The following is a 19,090-nucleotide window of genomic DNA, read 5'->3' on the forward strand; positions in this document are numbered from 1 at the left end:
CACCGACGCCCGGCATGGGCCTTGCCGCGAAGCCGGGTCTTCGGGTCGAGTGCAGGAGGGGTGATGGAGGCGAAGTGGGTGATGGGGCGGGCGGCGCTTTCCCGCGTGCCGCTCGGGGCATGCGCGCTCGCGCTGCTGCTTGCCGGCTGCGGCGGCAACGGGGCCGGTTTCGGGGGGCCGCGCAGCACGGAGTCCCCCGCCTGCACGGCGCTGGCGGGCACGACGGTCGACGCCGGCCGCATCGGTCTGCCGACGCGCGGGGCGACCGTCTCGTCGGCCGCGACGGTCCCTGCCTCGCCCGGCGGCGGCGGCCCGTACTGTCAGGTGGAGGGCCGCATCCATGCCGTCGACGCCGGCACGCCGGACATCCGCTTCCGGCTCAACCTGCCGGCGCAATGGAACGGCAAGGCCCTGCAGATGGGCGGAAAGGGCTACAACGGCATCCTCGTCCCCGCCACGGGGCAGATCGACATGGCCCCCTTCCGCGAACCGCTGGCCCTGGGGTACGCGACCTTCGGCTCGGACAGCGGCCACGTCGGCAACGAGGCCAGCGCGGAGTTCGCGCTCGACGACGAGGCGCTGCTGAACTTCGCCTGGCAGCACCTGAAGAAGACGCGCGACGTGGCGACGGAGCTGATGCGGCGCCGCTACGGCGAGCCGCCGCGGCGCACCTACTTCGGCGGCGCCTCCAGCGGTGGACGCGAGGGCCTGACCGCGATCCAGCGCTTCCCGGCGGACTACGACGGCGTCGTCGCCGTCGCCCCCTCGCTGAGCTTCACGGGCGTGCGCCTGATGGGCGTGAAGGTGGGCCGGGCCAGCTACCGCAACCCGGGCGGCTTCCTGCCAAGATCCACGCAGGCGCTGCTGCGCGACACCGGGATCCGGGAGTGCGACGGACTCGACGGGCTGGCCGACGGCCTCGTGAGCGACGTGGCGGCGTGCCGCGCCCGCGCCGAGGCCACCCTCGCCGGGCTGCGCTGCCCCCGCGCCGACGGCCCCTGCTTGTCGGATGCGCAGATCGCGACCGTGCGGCTGCTGCACGAGGGCTACACGCTGCCCTACGCGCTGGCGCACGGCCGGCAGGGCTACCCGGGCTACAACATCCTCGAGGGGACCGATTTCTCCGGGCCGCTCGGGCTGGGCGAGTCGCCCACCGTCGGCACGATGCCGGGCGTGCAGGCCAACGGCTACCTGTTCGCGCAGGGCGACGCCTACATGAAGTACTTCGTGAGCCGCGACCCGGACTTCGACACCCTCGCCTTCGACGTCGAGAACCCGGGCGCGCTGCAGCAGCGCATCGTCGAGCTCTCCGGCGTGGTCGGGGCGACCAACCCCGACCTGCGCGAGTTCGCCGCGCGCGGCGGCAAGCTGATCCTGATGCACGGGCTCGCCGACGAGGTGATCAGCCCGGACCAGACGATCGACTACTACCAGACCCAGGTGCGGCTGCGCGGACAGGCGGAGACGGATCGCTTCATCCGCTTCTACACGGTGCCGGGCTTCGGGCACGGGGGCGGCCGCTTCGTGCCCTTCTGGGACGCGCTGGGCGCGCTCGACCGCTGGGTCGAGCGCGGCGAGGCGCCGGGAACGCTCGAGGCCATCGACATCGCCGCGGCGACGCAGGGGCGCAAGCGCCCGATGTGCCTCTACCCCGCCTTCCCGGCCTACCGCGGAGCGGGCAGCCCCGACGAGGCGTCGAGCTTCGCCTGCACCCGGCGCTGAGCCGTGGCGCCGGCCCGGCTGCGCTCAGACGCGGCCGGACTCCCGCAGCGACGCGAGATAGTCGCGGAAGCCCGGGCCGATCTGCGGATGCTCGAGCGCGAGCTCGACCGAGGCCTGCAGGAAGCCTTCCTTGCTGCCGCAGTCGTAGCGCCTGCCCTCGTAGCGGTAGGCGAACACCTTCTCGCGGCGCAGCAGGCCGGCGATGCCGTCGGTGAGCTGGATCTCGCCGCCCACGCCCCGGGGCAGGTTGCGGATCTCGTCGAGCACGCCCGGCGTGAGGATGTAGCGGCCGGCGACGCCGAGGTTCGAGGGCGCGTCCTCCGGCGCCGGCTTCTCGACGATCCGCGACACGTCCACCAGCCGGTCACGGACCGGCGTGCCGGCGACGATGCCGTAGCGCCGCGTCTGCTCGGGCGGCACCTCCTGCACCGCGATGATCGACGCGCGCCACTCGGCGTACTGCTCGACCATCTGCCGCATGATCGGCTTCTCGCCCACCATCAGGTCGTCGGCCAGCAGCACCGCGAAGGGCTCGCCGTTGATCAGCAGCGAGCCGCACAGCACCGCGTGGCCGAGGCCGAGCATCTTGGGCTGGCGGATGAACACGCACTCCAGGTCATCGGGCTTGATCGACTGCACGACGCGCAGCAACTCGTGCTTGTTCGCGGCGGCGAGCTCGGTCTCGAGCTCGTAGGCCATGTCGAAGTGGTCCTCGATCGCCCGCTTGGTGCGGCCGGTGACGAAGATCATCTCGCGGATGCCGGCCTCGTAGGCCTCCTCGATCGCGTACTGGATCAGCGGCTTGTCGACGACGGGAAGCATCTCCTTCGGCTGCGCCTTGGTGGCCGGCAGGAATCGCGTCCCCAGTCCCGCCACCGGGAAGAGGGCCTTGGTGATGGGTTTCATCGTGTTGCTCCTTTTCGGGTCGTCGTAATACGGGGGGCGGCGGATCCCGTCGGGCCGCCCCGCCCCTCGTCAATGCGGAATCCAGCGGAACAGGAAGCGCGTCCTCACCATCGCCCAACATGCGAGCAGCGCGCCGACCTGCACGGCGGTGTTGACCCAGATGTCGTTGAGCGCCGGCAGCGGCGTGTTGATGACCAGCAGGATCAGGTAGACGTGCATGATGAAGACGTACATCGTCTCCGCGCCGAGCGGCACGAACAGCCAGCCGAGCAGGCGCTTGATCGGCACCCACGCGACGGTCAGCAGCGCATGCGAGGCGACGAGCAGCACGAGGTTGTTGAAGAGCCGGCCGATCCCCAGCATGTTCTTCATGAAATAGGCCTGGTACCACGAGCCGAAGGTGTCCGGAGGAATCCAGTTCAACCGGGCCCAGTGCGGCATGTTTTCGAGCGGATGGTTGATCGAGAAGAGGGCAAACCCGAGCGAGAGCAGCACGCAGGCGGCTACCAGCACCCGCTTGAGCAGCAGCCGCTGCCGGAAGAACTCGGTGATCTGCTTCTTGTGGATGCCGAAGGCGATGCCATGCACGAAGGGCAGCTGCCACGCGAGCAGCGGGAAGGCGTACTCGAACTGCGCCCCGGTCAGCCGCAGCGACACCTCGCCAGGTGCCGGCGCCGGCTCGGCCAGGATGATGAAGTAGAGCAGCCAGCTCAGGGCCAGCACCTTCTTCAGCTGCCCCTTGCCGATGGCCCAGAAGATCGCGGGCGTGGACAGGAACAGCACCACGTACAGGCCCACGATCTGGAACTGGTGCGGCCCCGCCTTCAGCAGCGCGACCTGGGTCAGCGCCCGCAGGATCCCCGCCTCGGGCGGCGGATAGAGCGGATACACGGTGCCGCTGCCCAGGTCGGTGAAGCTCGTCAGCGCCCCGGTCTCCAGCCCCGGCACCAGCCGCAGCAGCGCGATCGAGCCCGCCACCAGCAGCGCGATCTTGTAGAGCTCCCAGGCGCGCTGCCACAGCCGCTGGGTGCAGGCCTCCAGCCCCTCCGAGCGCATCTTGCTGCCGTAGACCACGCCGGTGACCACGCCGGCGAGGATGATGAAGGTCTCCGCCGAGGACACCACGCCGAAGCGCTCCCAGCCGACCAGGACCATCCAGGTGGGCCCCTTGAAGTGCGTCGTGAACAGCATCAGGAACACGAAGCCGCGCATGAAGTCGAGGCGCTGGTCGCGGTTACCGGGCTCGGCGTAGCGCCAGCCGGCAACCGCGGAAAGAGGGAGAATCTTCTCGATGGAGCGGGAACTCATGCGCCTTGGTTTTCCATGGAAGAGCACACTGGAGAGCGGACGAGCTGGGTTCGCCAGCGCGCCCGCCGCCCCTGGGGTTTCGGGCAGCCACGCAGTTCCCGGTTCATGAAGGCACGTTTCGTGCCCTCCAGCCTTGACGCCCCTGGCTCCTCGAGTGATGCAGTGTCACGCCGGGACGACGGACGGTCGAGTACCGTGAAAGGATCGAAGGTCATTGCCATGCCCTTCACCCCCCGGTTGCCCGGTACGTATACTGAGGTAAAGAATGTATCGCCCTGCCTCACCCCATCCGCAAGAAGAAGATCGCTTGGCCGAGTTGGTAGGTTTGGCGATCCTCGACACGCTGCCCGAGGACGACTACGACCAGTTCACGCGCCTCGCCTCGGAGGTCTGCGATACGCCGATCGCGCTCGTCTCCCTGCTCGACAAGGATCGGCAGTGGTTCAAGTCCCGCATTGGGATGGACGTCTGCGAGACGGGTCGCGCAGAGGCCTTCTGCCCGCACGCGATCCTGACGCCGGACGAGGTGATGCTGGTGCCGGACGCGCTGAAGGACGAGCGCTTCGCCGAGAACCCGCTGGTCGTCGGGCCGCCGCACATCCGCTTCTATGCAGGCGCCCCGATCGTGCTGGACAGCGGGCTGCCGATGGGAACGCTGTGTGTGATGGACACCCGCCCGCGCGAGCTCCACGACTGGCAGGTCCAGACGCTGCGACTGCTTGCCAAGCGCATCGTGCGCCTGCTGCAGCAGCGCCGGCCGCATCCCGGGCACGAAGCTTGATGATGCCTGCGCCGTGAAACCGAACCTGCCCCTCCCCTGCACGAACGCCGGCACGAGCGCGAGCATCGCGCCGCAACGACGGCGCGCGCCCCTCGTGGTGCTGGGCCTGCTGCTGGCCCTCCCCGGCCTGGCCCAAGCCCAGTCCCGCACGCGCGACCAGGCACCCCATCGCGGCATCCCGCCCTTCGAGGGCGGTGCGGACGAGCAGAGCGCGCTCCGAAAGGGACTCGAGAGCTCCTTCGCGCTGCCGCTGCACAAGTTGCGTGACGGCACCGCGCCGCACCAGCTGAGCCTGCGCCTCGGCTTGGAGGTGCCGCTGAAGTCCAACGCGCTGTCGGGGGCCGGCTTCAGGAGCCAGGGCGACATCCCCTCGTCCCCGACCGCCCAGCTCGGGCTGCGCTACATGCCGCTCGAGGGCTGGTTCGTGCGCATGAACGCGCTGCGCTACCTCAGCCCGGAGCGCCAGCGGCCGTGGAACCCCGACTTCACCTATTCCTTCGGCTACGAGGACTGGCGGCCCTACACGCTGAGCCTCGTCTACACCAACGACGGCGGCAACCGCTTCAACCCCGACCGATCCCTTGGCGAGCGCGTCACGCGCTTCGACGAGGGCACCTGGACCTTCGGCTTCAAGTTCCCGCTGCCCAAGTCGCTCGAGCCGGTGTTCCTGCTCCCCGACGAGGAGGACGCGGTCGGTTGCAGCACCTCGTGGAAGTACACCCACCGCTACACCGACATCGAGGCCGGCGCGCGCCAGCACGGCAAGCACTCGGCGACCTTCGGCTGCCGCTACACCTTCCGGCAGCGCTGGTTCGTCAGCGGCACGCTGCACGGCTTCCCGAACAGCCGCCAGAAGCAGCCCTGGGACCCGGACTTCACCTACAGTTTCGGCTACGCGGACTACCGCTCCGGCGGCCTCGTCGCGCAGTACGCCAACGACTCCGGCAATCGGCTCCCCGGCAACCCGCGCGCTCCGGGCACCGGCCGCTTCCGCGACGGCAGCGTCTCGATCGCGTGGAGCGTGACCTTCTGAACGCATCGCCGCACCATGAGCGCCCTGCCCCCGACCCCGCTTCCGCTGCGCGTGCTGGTGGTTGACGACCAGCCGATGCAGCGCCTGGTCGTGCGCCGCACGCTGGCCAAGCTCGGGCACGAGGTGTCCGAGGCGGCCAGCGGCGAGGAGGCGCTCGCGCTGATGGGCCGCCAGGACATCGACCTCGTCGTGAGCGACTGGATCATGGACGGCATGGACGGCATCGCGCTGTGCCGGGCGCTGCGCGAGCGCCCGGGCCGTTACGTCTACTTCATCCTGATGTCCTCGCGCGACACGCGCGAGGACTTGATCGAGGGCCTGGACGCCGGGGCCGACGACTTCCTGCGCAAGCCGGTCGACTTCGACGAGCTCGCGGTGCGCCTGCGCTCGGGCCAGCGGCTGCTCGAGCTTCAGGCCGGTCTCGAGGAGCGCAACCAGCAGCTCCAGGCGGCCTACCAGCAGATCGAGCGAGACGTGGACGCCGCCGGCGTGTTCCAGAAGAGCCTGCTGCCGCAGGAGACGCTCGGCGCGCCCGGCACGCGCTTCGCGTGGCTCTTCCTGCCCTCGCGCTTCGTGTCGGGCGACGCACTGAACTACTTTCGGCTCGACGAGCACCGCATCGCCTTCTACAACTTCGACGTCGCCGGCCATGGCGTCGCCTCGGCGATGGTGGCGATGATCGTCACGCAGATGCTCAGCCCGCGCTTCTCGGGCGGCATCGTGCAGGACGCGCTCGCGGCGCAGCCCGGCGGCGCGGCCGCGACGCCGGCCGAGGTGGTGCGGCGGCTCAACGCCCGCCTCGTGCAGGCCGGCCTCGGCGCAAGCTACCTGACCTGCGTGTTCGGGCTGCTCGACCCGCGCAACGGTGAAGTGCGCCTCGTGCGCGCCGGCCACACGCTGCCCCTCGTCGTGCACCGCGACGGCGCGGTGCGGGTGGTCGAGGAGGACGGGGACCTTCCGGTCGGCATGTTCGAGGACGTGCCTTACCGGGACATCGAGCTGACGCTGCCGCCGGGCTCGCGCCTGTGCATCTACTCCGACGGCGTCACCGAGTGCGAGAACCCGCAGGGCGTGCCGTACGGATTGCAGCGCCTGGTGGACTTCCTCACCGCCACGGCCGCACTGCCCGCGGCGGAGCTGCCCCGGGCCTTCGAGGGCGAGATCCGCGCCTGGGCCGGCGGCGAGGGCATCGAATTCCAGGACGACATCTCGATGCTGGTGCTCGAGCATGTCGACGGCGCCGACCCGCAGTCGGCCAACGAGAGGGAAAGCGGGACATGAAGCTCGACGTACAACAGCGAGAGGGCGCCACCGTGGTGGACGTGCAGGCGCCGCGCCTCGACGCCGCGCAGGCCGCGGCCTTCAGGAACGCACTGCTCGACGTGGTCAAGGACGGCACCGTGTCGAAGCTGGTGCTCGACTTCGGCAAGGTGAAGATGATCGACTCCAGCGGCCTCGGCGCGCTCGTCTCGGTGCTCAAGAGCCTCAACGGCAAGGGTGCCATCCTCGTCGCGGGCGCCAACCCCTCCGTGCTCGGCGTGTTCAAGCTCACGCGGCTCGACCGCGTGTTCCCGATTCACGAAAGCGTGGACGCCGCCGTCACGGCCTGAGCCGCCGCCCTAGCCGTATGAACGCCCCGCAGGACGAGCCCACCGGTGCCGAGCCCGCACCGCAGCCGGGCGCGCAGGTGATCTACCGCGTCCGCGTCGCCGCGCGACTCGAGGATGTCTCGCGCGTCTGCGCCGAGGTGGCGGCGCTCGCCGCCGAACGCCTCGGGGAGGCCGCGGCCGGCGAGGTCGACCTGGGGCTGTCGGAGGCGCTGTCCAACATCGTTCGCCACGGCTATCCGCCCGGCTCTCCGGACGCGGATGTGCAGGTGGTCTGCGTCGACGCCGGCGACCGCTGGTGCCTGCGCGTCTTCGACCGCGGCCGGTCGATCCCGGAAGAACGGCTGCGGCCGAGCGAGGACGATCCCTTCGACTTCGACCCGGAGCGCCTCGACGCGCTGCCCGAGGGCGGCATGGGGCTTGCCCTGCTGATGGCGTCTTTCGACCAGGTCGAATACCAGGCCGGCACCGACGGGAATCTCCTCGTGCTGAGCAAGCGGATCGGGGACGAGCCGGCCCGCCCCTAGAGGCAAGAAGCCACCAAGACCGGAGACAAGGACCTTGCGTTTCTATTTCGAAGCCTTCGAGGACCGGCGCCCGCCGCCCCCGGTGCCGTATTCGCCGCTGATCGAGTCGCTCTGGCAGTTCTTCGTCGTGCTCGCGCTGGTGTTCGGCGCCCGCTACCTGTGGTGGCGCTGGACCGCCTCGCTCAACATGGACGCGCTGTGGCTGTCCATCCCGCTCGCCTTCGCGGAGACGATGTCCTACGTCGGCCTGGTGCTCTTCACGGTGAACCTCTGGAGCACGCGCGACCCCGAGCGCCGGCCCCCGCCCGCGACGATCAGCGAATGCGTGAACGAGCCGCTCGACCCCGACCGGCCGATCTCGGTGGACGTCTTCATCACCACCTACAACGAGGAGGAGGAGCTGGTGCGGCTGTCGATCCGCGACGCCAAGGCGATGCGCTACCCGCACCCGATCGATGTGCGCATCCACGTGCTCGACGACGGGCGCCGGCCGCTGATGCGCGAGATCGCCGGCCAGGAGGGGGTGAACTACATCACCCGCTCGAACAACGTCGGCTTCAAGGCCGGCAACCTGCGCAACGGCATGGAGCAGACCAGCGGCGACTTCATCGTCATCTGCGACGCCGACACGCGCCTCTTCCCGACCTACCTGGAACACACGCTCGGCTACTTCCGCGACCTACAGATGGCCTGGGTGCAGACGCCGCAATGGTTCTACGACATCCCGCTCGGCAAGGACCTGCCCGACTGGCTGGCGCAGTACCTGGGCCGGCCCGGGCGCTGGCTCGGGCGGGGCATCGAGAAGGTGTTCGGGCCGATGCCGATCGGGCGCGACCCCTTCGCGAACGACCCGAAGATGTTCTACGACGTGATCCTGCGCCGCCGCAACTCGGCCAACGCGGCCTTCTGCTGCGGCGCGGCCTCGATCCACCGGCGCGAGGCGGTGATGCAGGCGGCGCTGCGCGCCTACGGCATGTCGATCGAGTCGCAGGTCGGCAGGCTGTCGAGGAAGATCCCGGATGCGGAGATGAAGCGCGACTTCGAGGACGCGGTGCGCGGCCAGCTCGCGCTCGAGACCGAGTTCACGCCCTACAAGTTCCACGTCTCCGAGGACATCTACACCTCGATCGTGCTGCACAACGACCCCGACCAGCGCTGGAAGTCGGTGCTGCACCCGCAGGTCGAGTCGAAGATGCTGTCGCCGCAGGACCTGCTCGCCTGGGCCACGCAGCGCTTCAAGTACGCCGGCGGCACGATCGACATCGCGCTGCGCGACAACCCGCTCTTCAAGGGCCGCATGTCGCTGCGCCAGCGGCTGATGTACCTCAGCACCTTCTGGTCCTACCTCGGCGGCGTCTGGAACCTGATCTTCCTGTCGGCACCGATCATCACGCTCTTCACCGGCATCTCGCCCGTGGTGGCCTACTCGATGGACTTCTACGTCCACTTCCTGCCCTTCGTGCTGCTCAACGAGCTGGCCTTCATGTTCGGCACCTGGGGCATCGCGGCCTGGGAGGGCAAGGCGTCCTACCTGTCCTTCTTCTCGATCAACCTGCGCGCGCTGTGGACTGTGCTCAAGGGCGAGAAGATCAAGTTCCCGGTCACGCCGAAGACGCGGCAGGAGGGCAACTACCTGCACATGGTCTGGCCGCAGATCGCGGTGGTCGTGCTGACCGTGCTCGGCCTCGTGGTGGCCGCGGTGCGCGTGTTCGCGTTCGGCGCGACGCACGAGCTGCCGGTGCTGATCGTCATCTCCGTCTGGAGCGTCTACAACATCGCCGCGATGCTGCCGATGATCCGCGCCGCGGTCTGGAAGCCCGACGACGATCCGTCGCAACCGCTGGACGAGGCGGTCGAGCGGCCCTCGGCTCCGGTCCGTGGCTTCTGAACAAGGGAGGGAGAGGAATGAGCTTCCGACGCAACCTGGTCCACGCGCGCAGCTACATCGTCACGATCCTCGCGCTGGTGGTCGCCTTCGGCGCGGTGATCTGGATGGAGACGCGCAACGGCTGGGCGCAACCGGGCGCCGTCGCGGCGGATCTGCCCGCCACGGTCGACACGAAGGCGATACGCACCGGCACCCGGCCCCTCAACGAGCAGGAACAGGCCTGGGCGCGCATCGCGTGGAGCTACTTCCAGCGCAACGTCGATGCGCAGACCGGCCTCGCCTCCTCGGTCGCGGACTACCCCTCGGCGACGATGTGGGACACCGGCTCCTACCTGATGGCGGTGCTGGCGGCGCGGCGCCTGGGCCTGATCGAGCAGCCGGAGTTCGACGCGCGCATCTCGCGCGCACTCGCCTCGCTGCAGAAGATGCCGCTCTTCGAGGGGAGGCTGCCGAACAAGGCCTACAACACCAGCACGCTGGCAATGACCGACTACGCCAACCAGCCCTCGGAGCGCGGCATCGGCTGGTCGGTGATCGACCTCGGGCGGCTGCTCGCGCCCTTCAACGTGCTGGTGTGGCAGCACCCGCAGCACACCCCAGCGGTGCGGGCCGTGATCGCCCGCTGGGACACCGCCGCGATGATGTCCCGGGGCGAGCTGATGGGCGCGCGCGTCAACCCCGACGGCAACACCGAGCTCGTGCAGGAAGGCCGTCTCGGCTACGAGCAGTACGCGGCGCGCGCTTTCTCGCTGATGGGGCTGGACGTCACCGCGGCCGGCAGCTACACGCGCAACCTCGCCTGGGCCGAGGTCGAGGACGTGCGCATCGCGCACGACCGGCGCAGCGAGCGCGAGTACGGCGCGCACAACTACGTGCTCAGCGAGCCCTACGTGCTCGACGGCCTGGAGTTCGGCTGGGACCACTACTCGCGCGAGCTGGGCTGGCGGCTGCTGCAGGCGCAGCAGCGGCGCTTCGAGCGCACCGGGCAGCTCACCGCGGTGACCGAGGACCACCTCGACCAGAAGCCCTACTTCGCCTACAACAGCGTGTTCGCCAACGACCGCGCCTGGTACACGCTCTCCGACACCGGCGAGGACCTGGGCGCGCTGCGCACGCTGAGCGTGAAGGCCTCCTTCGGCTGGTGGGCGCTCTACGACACCGACTACACGCGCCGCCTCGTCGCGGCGGTCGCCCCGCTGCACGACCCGCAGCAGGGCTGGTACGCCGGGCTCTACGAGCAGACCAAGCAGCCCAACAAGGTGCTGACCGCCAACACCAACGCGGTGGTGCTGGAGAGCCTGGCCTACATCGCAGGCGGCCGCTTCGTGAACTACCGATGAGAAAGGGACTCGCCCGCACACCGGGCGCGCCCGAGGACATGCCGATGAAGACCTTGAAGGAACCACTCGCGGGCCTGGGCGGGCGGCTGCGGCGGCTGCCGGGGCTGCTGGCGCTCGCCGCCACGATGGCGCTGGCCGGATGCGGCATCGTCGCGCAGCAAGCGAGCGACGCCAGGCACCACCAGGTGGCGGCCGAGGTGTCGTCGCCGCGCCGCGGCGCGCTCACCGAGCGCGAGATGGAGATGGCGCGCATCGCGTGGACCTACTTCGAGAACAACTTCCAGCCGAAGACCGGGTTCGTCAACGCGGTGCAGAACTACCCCTCGACGACGATGTGGGACACCGCGTCCTACATGGCGGCGCTGCTCGCCGCGCGCGAGCTCGGCCTGATCGACAAGGACAAGTACGACACCCGGCTGCGGCTGCTGCTCGGCACGCTGCTGAAGCTGGATCTCTTCCGCGGCGAGATGCCCAACAAGGTCTACGACACGCAGACCGCCGCGAAGGTGGACTACACCAACAAGCCGGGCGAGATCGGCTTCTCGGCGATCGACCTCGGCCGGCTCTTCATCTGGCTGAAGATCACCAAGGAGCGCTTTCCCGAGCACTCCGACGCGATCGACCGCTTCATGCTGCGGCTGGACTTCCGCCGCGTGCTCGACCGCAACGGCACGATGTTCGGTGCGATGCTCGACAAGGAGGGCAAGGTCCAGTACGTGCAGGAGGGCCGGCTCGGCTACGAGGAGTACGCCGCCAAGGGCTTCGAGCTCTGGGGCTTCAACGCGGCGCAGGCGCTCGCGCCCGAGCCCTTCGACACGATCCAGGTCTACGGCGTGGCCCTGCCCTACGACACGCGCGATCCGCGCCGCTTCTCGCAGCACAACTACGTCGTCGCCGAGAGCTACGTGCTCGACGCGCTGGAGATGAACTGGGACCAGGCCCTGGACCGCCGCGACGACGACCGCCACCACTCGCAGTGCTGGATGGCCGACTTCGGCCACCGGGTCTACCGCGTGCAGGAGATGCGCCATCAGGTCACCGGCATCCTGACCGCCCGCACCGAGCATCAGCTCGACCGCGCGCCCTACTTCGTCTACGACACCATCTACTCCGACGGCTACCCCTGGAACACCATCACCGACACCGGCAAGTACGTGCCCGAGGTTGCGGCGGTGGCGCTCAAGGCGGCGCTCGGCATGTGGGTGCTGTGGGAGACGCCCTACACCGACCTGCTGTTCGACGCGATCTCCTCGGCCCACGACCCGAAGAAGGGCTTCTTCGAGGGCCTCTACGAGAACGGCTCCGGCCCGATCCGGGAGCACACCGCCAACAACAACGGCATCATGCTCGAGGCCCTGCTCTACAAGGTGCAGGGGAAGCTTCTGAAGTGGGGCGAGCGCGACGGCGGCCTCTGGGAGGCGATCGGCGCCGACCCGTTTGCCGAGAACGTGAAGGGCGTGCCGCGCTTCGTGCGTGCATCGCTGGTGAAGACGCCGACGCCGAGCGTGCGGCCCAACGACCCCGGCCGCCTGTGGCGCGCGAGCCAGGCGGGCCCCGCTGCGCCGAGTTGTGGACGCTGCTCCTGCGCCAACGAGCCGTTCGACTACTCCCCCGGCTGGCGCGTCCAGCCCCGCTGAGCCCTTGCAAGCCGCAGCGATGGACCAGGAGCGGCCCCCGTCCCCGCCCCGCTCGACCTGGGTCCTGCCGGCCGCGGTGCTGCTGGCGAGCCTCGGGCTCACCGGCTCGGGCGTCTACATGCTCGACCGCTCGATCGAGACGGCGGCCCAGGTGCGCTTCAGCCGCCAGCTCGACCGGGTCGAGCGCGAGATCCAGCAGCGCTTCCGCCAGCCGGTGCACGCCGTCAACAGCCTCAGGAGCGTGCTCACGGCCTTCCCCGAGCCCGGACCCGACGTGCTGCGCACCTACGTGGAGGCCCGCGACCTCCCGGGCGAGTTTCCCGGCCTGCGCGGCCTCGGCTTCGGCCAGCGCGTGCTGCGCGAGGACCTCGAGCGCTTCGTCGCCGCGGAGCGCAGCGCCGGGCGCAGCGGCTTCCAGGTGCGCACGAGCGGCAAGGCCCCCGACCTCTACGTGCTGAAGTTCATCGAGCCGATCGAGCAGAACCGGGCCGCCTGGGGCTTCGACATCGGCTCCGAGGCGGTGCGCCGCGCGGCGATCGAGCGCGCGGCCCTGACCGGCGAGCCGACGCTCACCGCCCGCATCACGCTGGTGCAGGACGACCGGCAGGGCGCGGGCTTCATGTACATGGCGCCCGTCTATCGCGGGGGAGATCTTCCGGAGCCGGCCGGGCGGCGCCTGAGCGAGCTCGCCGGCCTCGTCGTTGCGCCGATCGTGGTGCGCGAGCTGCTCGCGGGAATCGCGGAGGTCGCCGACGAGCAGCTCGACATCGCGCTCTACGACGGGCCTGCCACCGACCCCGCCCGCCTCGTCTACGAGTTGCACGAGACGCAGGCGGACCGGCCGCATGCGCTGCCGTCCCGGGATCCGCTGTTCGAGGCCGAGCGCGGCATGACGATCGGGGGCCGCACCCTGACGCTGCGCGCGCTGAGCACGCCCGCCTTCGAGACCGAGATCGACCGCGGCCTTCAGGTGGCCCTGGGCGTCGCGGGAGTCCTGCTCAGCGGCCTGCTGGCCCTGTCGGCCTGGCTGCTCGCGGTCGGCCGCGCCCGCGCCGAGACGCTGGCGCGGGAGATGACGGCCGACCTGCGCCGCCTCGCGAAGGTGGTGCAGCACACCTCGAACGCCGTCTTCATCACCGACGCCGAGCGGCGCATCACCTGGGTCAACCGGGGCTTCGAGCGGATCTTCGGCTACCGCCATGCGGAGGCGCTGGGGCACACGCCGGGCGAGCTGCTCGACAGCGATCGCACCGACCCGGCCGAGCTGCAGCGCATCCGCGAGGCCCAGCAGCGCGGCGAGCCCTACCAGGGCGAGCTGCTCCAGCGCGGCAAGGACGGGCGAGACGCCTGGATCGACGTGGAGCTCCAGCCGCTGCACGGCGAGCGCGGCGAGCTCACTGGCTTCATGGCGATCGAGTCGGACATCACCGCGCAGAAGGACGCTCAGACGCGGCTGCAGGCGGCCTTGCGCGAGACCCAGGCGCTGCTGCGCACGATCGACCTGCACGCAATCGTCTCGGTGGCCGACCGCTCGGGCCGCATCGTCGACGTCAACGAGGCCTTCGTGCGCACGAGCGGCTACCCGCGCGAGGAACTGCTCGGGCAGGATCACCGCATCCTCGACTCGGGCGTGCACCTGCCGGCCTTCTGGGCCGAGATGCGCGACACCATCGGCTCGGGTCGGCCCTGGCGCGGCGAAATCTGCAACCGCGCCCGCGACGGCTCGCTCTACTGGGTGAGCTGCGTCGTCGCGCCCTTCGTCGGCCTGGACGGCACGATCGAGAAGTACGTGTCGATCTGCACCGACGTCACCGAGAGCCGGCTCGCGCACGAACGCCTGAGCGCGATGACGGCGCGCCTGGAGCTCGCGATCGAGGGCAGCAACGACGGGCTGTGGGACTGGATGGACGTGCGCTCGGAGGAGGCCTGGTGGTCGCCGACCTTCTACGAGCTGCTCGGCTACCGGCCGGGTGAGGTGCCGGCGAGCATCGACACCTTCCGCTCGCTGCTGCACCCGCAGCACCGCGAGCGCGTGACGGCGGCCCTCGATCAGGCGCTGCGCGGCGGACCGGCCTTCGACACCGAGGCGCCCTTGCGCAGCAAGTCGGGCGAGTGGCGCTGGTTCCGCGGACGGGCCAAGGTGTACTTCGACGCCGCGGGCAAGGCGCAGCGCATGGCGGGCTCGCTGCAGGACATCCACGACCGCAAGCAGGCCGAGGCGGCGCTGTCGCGCACCACCGCGCAGCTGCGCTCGGTGCTCGACGCTGCTTCCGAGGTCTCGGTCATCGCGACCGGGCTGGACGGATCGGTCACGGTCTTCAACCGCGGCGCCGAGCAGCTGCTCGGCTGGGAGGCCGGCGAGATCGTCGGGCGCCACACCCTCGCGAAGTTCCACGACCCGCAGGAGCTGGAGCAGCGCCGCGCCGAGCTGTCGGCGGAACTCGGCCGCGCGGTGGAGGCGGCGGAGGTGTTCGCCGAGGAGGCCCGCCTCGCCCGCCCCCGCGAGTGGAGCTACGTGCGCCGCGACGGCAGCCGTGTCAGTGTCTCGCTCGTCATCACCGAGATGCGCGCCGACGACGGCGAGACAATCGGGCGCCTGAGCCTCGCGCAGGACATCACGCTGCGCAAGGAGCACGAGGCCTCGCTGCGCGAGGCGCGCGCGCGCGCCGAGCAGGCCAACGTCGCCAAGAGCCAGTTCCTCGCCAACATGAGCCACGAGATCCGCACGCCGATGAACGCGATCATCGGCATGACCGACCTCGCGCTCGAGGGCGAGCTCAACGCCGACCAGCGCGAGTTGCTCACCGTGGTGAAGGACTCGGCCCGCTCGCTGCTCAACCTGGTCAACGACATCCTCGACTTCTCGAAGGTCGAGGCCGGGCACCTGGAGTTCGAGCACGTCGGCTTCGACCTGCTCGAACTCGTCGCCGCGACGACGCGCACGCTCGACGAGCGCGCGCGCGGCAAGGGCCTGGCGCTGGACTGGATCATTGCGCCGGGCGTGCCGCGCCGGGTGGTGGGCGACCCGCACCGGCTGCGCCAAGTGCTGCTGAACCTGCTGTCCAACGCGGTGAAGTTCACGCAGCGCGGCGGCGTGACGCTGATCGTGTCGCAGCGAGGGGAGGACCACTCTCCGGGCACCTGCACGCTGCACTTCCGCGTCCGCGACACCGGCATCGGCATCGCGCCCGACAAGCTCGAAGCCGTGTTCGAGCCCTTCACGCAGGCCGACGCCTCCACCACGCGCCGCTTTGGCGGCACGGGCCTGGGCCTGTCGATCAGCCGCCGCCTGGTCTCGCTAATGGGCGGCACGATGTGGGCGCGGAGCACGCCCGGCGCGGGCAGCACCTTCTACTTCACCGCGACGTTCGGGCTGGCAGCGGCCGACGGGGACGACGCGGAGGACGGGGACGAGGGCGGCGAGCCGGGCTCCCGCGTGCTGGTGCTCGACGCCTCGCCGCTGCCGGACGCACGGCTCGGCGCGGTGCTGGAGACTTGGCGGCTGCGGCCGGTGACCGTCCCGACGCTGGCCGAGGCGGTGCGCCGGCTGGAATCGCTGGCCCCGCACCACCGGGCCGTCCAGAGCGTGCTCGCGAAGTCCTCGGCGCTGGACGTGCGCGGCGACTCCGATCTCGCGCTGCTGCGGCGGCTGTGCGACACCGGGAGCCACCGGCGCGTCGCGATCCTGCTCGAGGACGAAGCGGTGAGCGAGGAGGTGCGCACCGCCTTCGAGCGCAGCGTGGCCTGGCCCGCGGTGCCCTCGATGCTGTTCGACGCGCTGACCTCGGTCGAAGGCTTCACGCACAGCTCGCTGCGCGAGCGCCGGGGGTGGGACGCCACACGATGGGATACCCCGGCGGAGAACTGCCGCATCCTGCTGGCGGAGGACAACCCGATCAACCAGAAGCTCGCGATCCGGCTGCTCGAGGGCATGGGCCACCGGGTGGAGGTGGCCGGCGACGGCGAGGAGGCGATGCAGCGTGCGTGCGCCGAGGCCTTCGACCTGATCCTGATGGACGTGCAGATGCCGAACCTCAGCGGCTTCGAGGCGACGGGCGCGATCCGCGATTGCGAGCAGGCGCTCGGCCGCCGCACGCCGATCGTCGCGATGACGGCGCACGCGATGGTGGGCGACCGCGAACGCTGCCTCGCCGCCGGCATGGACGGCTACCTGAGCAAGCCGATCTCCAGGCAGGCGCTCCACCACGAGATCCAGACGCACGCGCTGCGGCGCGCCGCGGACGGCGCCGCCGCCGCAGGGCATCCGCTGCCGGCCGCCGAGGCGCCCGAGCCGCCAGCCCCGCCCCCCGGCGACGGCGCCGCGTCCCCCGCCGCCCTCTACGACCGCGACCGTGCGGTGGCGATGCTCGGCGGCGACGAGGGCCTGTTCGACGAACTGGCGGAGATGTTCGCGGCGGACGCCGACGCACAGGTCCAGGTCCTGCGCCAGGCCGCAGCGGCGGGCGACCTCGCCCGGCTGGGTGCGCTGGCCCACGCGCAGAAAGGCGCGGTGTCGATGCTCGCCGCGACGGCGGCGAGCGAGACCGCGGCCCGTCTCGAGGCCGCCTGCAACGCGAAGCAGCACGAGCCGGCGCGCGGGCTCGCCGAAACCCTGTGCCGCCAGCTGCTCGAGCTGAAGGAGCGGCTGGCGCGCGACCTCGCCGGCACCGAGCGCGGCACGGGCTGAGGCCGCGCCGCAGGCAGGAGCTCAGCGCAGGCCGGCCTGCAGCCGCAGGCGCTCGGCCGGCGCCGCCTCCGCCTCGAAGCGCACCCGCTCGACGGCCGCCTGCGAGGGCCTGTCCGTGACCTGGTAGTCGCTGCTCCAGGCCCCGGTCCCCGTCGCCCCCCAGAGGCTGAGCATCAGGTAGCCCGGCAGATGCGGCAGGGGGCCGCGCGCGCCGCTCTCCTCGTGCACCAGGCGGCCGTCGACGAACCACTGGATGCCGGTGGCGGTCCAGCGGAAGGCGTAGTCGTGGAAAGCCGCCGAGGCGTCGAAGCCGAGCGGGACGACGCTCGGATGCTCGACGCCGTCGGACCAGTAGTTCAGGTGCAGCCGGGTCGGGTCGTCGCCCTTGATCTCGACATCGATCTCGTCGTGCCGCGTGCCTTCCGCGGGCCCGGTGTAGAGGAAGAAGGCGGTGACGGTCCCCGGCGTGCCGGAGGCCATCAGCCGCGCCTCGTAGAAGCCGTGGCCGTGGCGCTGGAGGCTGCGGTACTCGCCCGACACGCAGCTCATGCCGCTGCGGCTCTGCGTGTCCGCCTCCAGCGTGATCAGCAGCCGGCCGTCGTGGAAGGCCAGTTGCTCCGGATGCCAGCCGTTGAGGAAGTGGCCGCCGTTGTTCCAGCGGGACGCCTGCCAGCGCGCGGCATCGGCGAACTCCATCGTGTCCTCGAAGGACGGCGCTCCGCTCACCACCGTCCGGCCCGCCTCCCCGGCCGGCTCGGCCCCGGCGTGCGGGAAGCTCCCCTGCGTCGCCGGCGGCACGGCCGCGACGCTGCCGCCGCCACAGCCCGCCACCAGCAGCGCGGCGCCCAGACCCAGACCTGCAAGAACCTGCATCGAGAACATCCCCCGTCACCCCTCAAAGCCCTTCGAACCCTGCGGCAGCGCGACCTGCGGACAATCCCGCTCCCCGGCCCGCTGCCCGGCCTCCCGCCGCGCATCGTTGCGCCCGTCGAGAAAGGCGCAACCCTCGTTATCGGATGCGCGGCGGGCCGCTTGATGGAGGCACGGCCGGCCGGCGGGCAGGCAGTCGTGCGGTTTTCCTTGATCCCCGCAGCCCCCTGCCCCCAAGGGGCCGGGCACGCCCGCTGCGGGCAACGATGGCGAAGGAGGCCACGCCATGCCGCTCGAACCCCGCACCGTCCACGTCCCCGGCTTCGGCGAGGTGGAAGTGCCGCCGCATGTCTCGCGGGTCGACAGCGGCCCGCACACCGGCAAGGGCTGGCACGGCTGGCAGGTGCGCTGGCTCGAAGGCGGCATCCGGCGCAGCAAGTGGTTCCCGGACCGGACCCACGGCGGCATCGAGCGGGCGCTCGAGGCGGCGATCGACTACCGGGAGCAGCGCTATCCCGGTCGCCAGCCGCGCTCGGCGATCCGCGAGGACAAGGGCGTGACGATCGTGGAGAAGCTGCACAGCAACGGCCGCACGGTGCAGCTCTATGCCCAGGCCAGCCATCCCCAGCACGGCAAGGCCTCGCCACGCATCTACATCGGCACGCGCGCGACGGCGACCCCGGAGCGCATCGAGCGCGCGATCGCGCAGGCCCGGGAGGTGCGGCGCCGGCTGGTCGAGGAGCACCGGCTCGAGGCGAAAGGCTCCGGGGGCTGAACCCTGCGC

14 protein-coding genes are annotated in these 19,090 nt (G+C 70.7%); 11 read left to right on the forward strand and 3 right to left on the reverse strand.

Features of this window, described 5'->3' with window-relative positions; all coding sequences use genetic code 11:
* Positions 1-63 precede the first annotated feature (63 nt).
* Positions 64-1,722: a tannase/feruloyl esterase family alpha/beta hydrolase gene (locus tag D3A59_RS07515; RefSeq protein WP_119154293.1), complete on the forward strand. Its 1,659-nt coding sequence runs from the start codon at positions 64-66 to the stop codon at positions 1,720-1,722.
* A 24-nt stretch (positions 1,723-1,746) separates the two neighbouring features.
* Here the strand turns inward: D3A59_RS07515 and galU are convergent, their stop codons facing one another.
* On the reverse strand, positions 1,747-2,628 hold the full coding sequence (galU, locus tag D3A59_RS07520) for a UTP--glucose-1-phosphate uridylyltransferase GalU (RefSeq protein WP_119154294.1): 882 nt from the start codon (positions 2,626-2,628) through the stop codon (positions 1,747-1,749).
* Between the two features lie 69 nt (positions 2,629-2,697).
* The gene (gene opgC / locus D3A59_RS07525) at positions 2,698-3,936 is read right to left on the reverse strand and encodes an OpgC domain-containing protein (RefSeq protein WP_119154295.1); all 1,239 of its coding nucleotides are present in this window, start codon (positions 3,934-3,936) and stop codon (positions 2,698-2,700) included.
* 307 nt (positions 3,937-4,243) lie between these two features.
* Between opgC and D3A59_RS07530 the strand changes: the two genes are divergently transcribed.
* Genes D3A59_RS07530 through D3A59_RS07570 form a run of 9 tightly spaced genes read left to right on the forward strand, consistent with a single transcriptional unit; the run spans position 4,244 to position 17,436 of the window.
* Entirely contained in the window at positions 4,244-4,717 is a 474-nt protein-coding gene (locus D3A59_RS07530; RefSeq protein ID WP_157991444.1) for a GAF domain-containing protein, read from the forward strand.
* A 13-nt stretch (positions 4,718-4,730) separates the two neighbouring features.
* Complete coding sequence (locus D3A59_RS07535) at positions 4,731-5,750, forward strand: hypothetical protein (protein ID WP_119154297.1); 1,020 nt, start codon at positions 4,731-4,733, stop codon at positions 5,748-5,750.
* A 15-nt stretch (positions 5,751-5,765) separates the two neighbouring features.
* Positions 5,766-7,031 (forward strand): PP2C family protein-serine/threonine phosphatase, encoded by a 1,266-nt coding sequence (locus tag D3A59_RS07540; protein WP_119154298.1) that lies wholly within the window; start codon positions 5,766-5,768, stop codon positions 7,029-7,031.
* Positions 7,028-7,360 carry an STAS domain-containing protein gene (locus D3A59_RS07545; protein ID WP_119154299.1) on the forward strand — a complete coding sequence of 111 codons (333 nt, stop codon included), beginning with the start codon at positions 7,028-7,030 and terminating at the stop codon, positions 7,358-7,360. Before D3A59_RS07540 ends, D3A59_RS07545 begins: the two co-directional genes overlap by 4 nt.
* 17 nt (positions 7,361-7,377) lie before the next feature.
* Positions 7,378-7,884 carry an ATP-binding protein gene (locus D3A59_RS07550; RefSeq protein ID WP_119154300.1) on the forward strand — a complete coding sequence of 169 codons (507 nt, stop codon included), beginning with the start codon at positions 7,378-7,380 and terminating at the stop codon, positions 7,882-7,884.
* A gap of 34 nt (positions 7,885-7,918) precedes the next feature.
* Positions 7,919-9,772 (forward strand): glycosyltransferase family 2 protein, encoded by a 1,854-nt coding sequence (locus D3A59_RS07555; RefSeq protein ID WP_119154301.1) that lies wholly within the window; start codon positions 7,919-7,921, stop codon positions 9,770-9,772.
* A gap of 17 nt (positions 9,773-9,789) precedes the next feature.
* Positions 9,790-11,112, forward strand: a complete 1,323-nt coding sequence (locus D3A59_RS07560) for a DUF3131 domain-containing protein (RefSeq protein WP_119154302.1) — start codon at positions 9,790-9,792, stop codon at positions 11,110-11,112.
* Between the two features lie 44 nt (positions 11,113-11,156).
* Complete coding sequence (locus D3A59_RS07565; RefSeq protein WP_205665136.1) at positions 11,157-12,749, forward strand: DUF3131 domain-containing protein; 1,593 nt, start codon at positions 11,157-11,159, stop codon at positions 12,747-12,749.
* Between the two features lie 19 nt (positions 12,750-12,768).
* Positions 12,769-17,436 (forward strand): PAS domain S-box protein, encoded by a 4,668-nt coding sequence (locus tag D3A59_RS07570; RefSeq protein ID WP_119154303.1) that lies wholly within the window; start codon positions 12,769-12,771, stop codon positions 17,434-17,436.
* Positions 17,437-17,457: 21 nt separating this feature from the next.
* Here the strand turns inward: D3A59_RS07570 and D3A59_RS07575 are convergent, their stop codons facing one another.
* Entirely contained in the window at positions 17,458-18,309 is an 852-nt protein-coding gene (locus D3A59_RS07575; RefSeq protein WP_157991445.1) for a family 16 glycosylhydrolase, read from the reverse strand.
* Positions 18,310-18,592: 283 nt separating this feature from the next.
* Between D3A59_RS07575 and D3A59_RS07580 the strand changes: the two genes are divergently transcribed.
* The gene (locus D3A59_RS07580; RefSeq protein WP_119154305.1) at positions 18,593-19,081 is read left to right on the forward strand and encodes an AP2 domain-containing protein; all 489 of its coding nucleotides are present in this window, start codon (positions 18,593-18,595) and stop codon (positions 19,079-19,081) included.
* The last annotated feature ends 9 nt before the right edge of the window (positions 19,082-19,090 follow it).

Source organism: Caldimonas tepidiphila, from assembly GCF_003569765.1.
GTDB classification, from domain to species: domain Bacteria; phylum Pseudomonadota; class Gammaproteobacteria; order Burkholderiales; family Burkholderiaceae_C; genus Caldimonas; species Caldimonas tepidiphila.

Coding starts and splice junctions, on each gene's coding strand:
- D3A59_RS07515 (WP_119154293.1), top strand. CDS start 64: ATGGAGGCGAAGTGGGTGATGGGGCGGGCGGCGCTTTCCCGCGTGCCG.
- galU (WP_119154294.1), bottom strand. CDS start 2,628: ATGAAACCCATCACCAAGGCCCTCTTCCCGGTGGCGGGACTGGGGACG.
- opgC (WP_119154295.1), bottom strand. CDS start 3,936: ATGAGTTCCCGCTCCATCGAGAAGATTCTCCCTCTTTCCGCGGTTGCC.
- D3A59_RS07540 (WP_119154298.1), top strand. CDS start 5,766: ATGAGCGCCCTGCCCCCGACCCCGCTTCCGCTGCGCGTGCTGGTGGTT.
- D3A59_RS07545 (WP_119154299.1), top strand. CDS start 7,028: ATGAAGCTCGACGTACAACAGCGAGAGGGCGCCACCGTGGTGGACGTG.
- D3A59_RS07550 (WP_119154300.1), top strand. CDS start 7,378: ATGAACGCCCCGCAGGACGAGCCCACCGGTGCCGAGCCCGCACCGCAG.
- D3A59_RS07560 (WP_119154302.1), top strand. CDS start 9,790: ATGAGCTTCCGACGCAACCTGGTCCACGCGCGCAGCTACATCGTCACG.
- D3A59_RS07565 (WP_205665136.1), top strand. CDS start 11,157: ATGAAGACCTTGAAGGAACCACTCGCGGGCCTGGGCGGGCGGCTGCGG.
- D3A59_RS07570 (WP_119154303.1), top strand. CDS start 12,769: ATGGACCAGGAGCGGCCCCCGTCCCCGCCCCGCTCGACCTGGGTCCTG.
- D3A59_RS07575 (WP_157991445.1), bottom strand. CDS start 18,309: ATGCAGGTTCTTGCAGGTCTGGGTCTGGGCGCCGCGCTGCTGGTGGCG.
- D3A59_RS07580 (WP_119154305.1), top strand. CDS start 18,593: ATGCCGCTCGAACCCCGCACCGTCCACGTCCCCGGCTTCGGCGAGGTG.